Genomic DNA, 261 nt, shown 5'->3' on the forward strand with positions numbered 1-261 from the left:
ATTGAATGCAGTCGTAAAGTCATCACCGGGATCAGTGGTAGGTTGGATACCAGTTACTGCAGTACTGCCCAGATTGAGGTTATAAGCCGTGTTGTTGTTGGTAAACGCTTCAACAGTGACAAAATAGGTGCCTGCACCGAGGGTCTGATTAATCGAGAAGGGAGCGAGGCTAGAACTGCCATCTGAGGACGTAATGCGTTCGGAGAAGTCAGCACTGCCGTTGTTGTTTGCATCGTAGTACAGCGAGAGCCGCACACGACC

Annotated in this window: 1 pseudogene; it reads right to left on the reverse strand. The window is 50.2% G+C overall.

The features are described 5' to 3' along the window. Window positions 1–261 (reverse strand): annotated as a pseudogene (locus JUJ53_RS19800) (hypothetical protein); the annotation flags it as partial.

Source organism: Leptolyngbya sp. CCY15150, from assembly GCF_016888135.1.
Taxonomy (GTDB): domain Bacteria; phylum Cyanobacteriota; class Cyanobacteriia; order RECH01; family RECH01; genus RECH01.